The 652-nt window shown below is 50.2% G+C and carries 1 protein-coding gene; it reads right to left on the bottom strand.

The annotated features are described in order from the left end of the window. The coding region (locus FK268_RS25905; RefSeq protein WP_205124527.1) for a GDSL-type esterase/lipase family protein at window positions 1–631 on the bottom strand (631 nt) is incomplete at its 3' end. Between the last annotated feature and the right edge of the window lie 21 nt (window positions 632–652).

The raw sequence follows: 652 nt of genomic DNA, 5'->3' as shown, positions 1-652 counted from the left end.
GATAGCCCGCGCCGGTGAGATGAACTTTATCCTTGCCGGCGAGTGATTCCGCTTCCCACTGATTGATACTGCATTTACCACCCATCGCCATCTGCCAATCCCAATAGAGCGTTCGTTCTGCACGTGCTACCGATTTCTGTACCGCTTTAACCATCTCATATGAAGGCGGCTGACGGTCGGTACAGTTGCCGGAAGCATTGCGCAATAATGCATCGCCCGGCCCTACCATTAAGATTACGGCATTTGGAAGTCGCTGACGAATCTTCCGAATACTTGCCACTAAGTTTTGACGATAGAGATTCTTATCGAGCCGATCATTGAAGGCCTCATTCGTACCATACTCTAAGATTACAAGATCACTCTCCGTTGTCGCAAGCTCGGTCATCCATTCAGAAGACCAGCGATTCCAGATTGAAAGCTGTGCGCCATTTGTGGCAATGGAGGAGACAATCGCGCCGGATTGATTCGCTCGCTGAAGCCAAAAACCGCCCACTTCGATCCCCTTCTCGCCTGCAACTAGCTTCAGAGGTAACGCACTCTTCATCTTCACGATCTGCCAATTATTGCTCTTAAGCGGTAATTGAATCGAACTTCGCCCCAATGCACTATATAAAGAGAGCGACTCCGGCACCTCTTCCCGTACAACCATGCG

Source organism: Tsukamurella sputi (assembly GCF_007858445.1).
Taxonomy (GTDB): Bacteria; Actinomycetota; Actinomycetes; order Mycobacteriales; family Mycobacteriaceae; genus Tsukamurella; species Tsukamurella sputi.
This window is presented reverse-complemented; position numbering and strand designations above follow the sequence as displayed.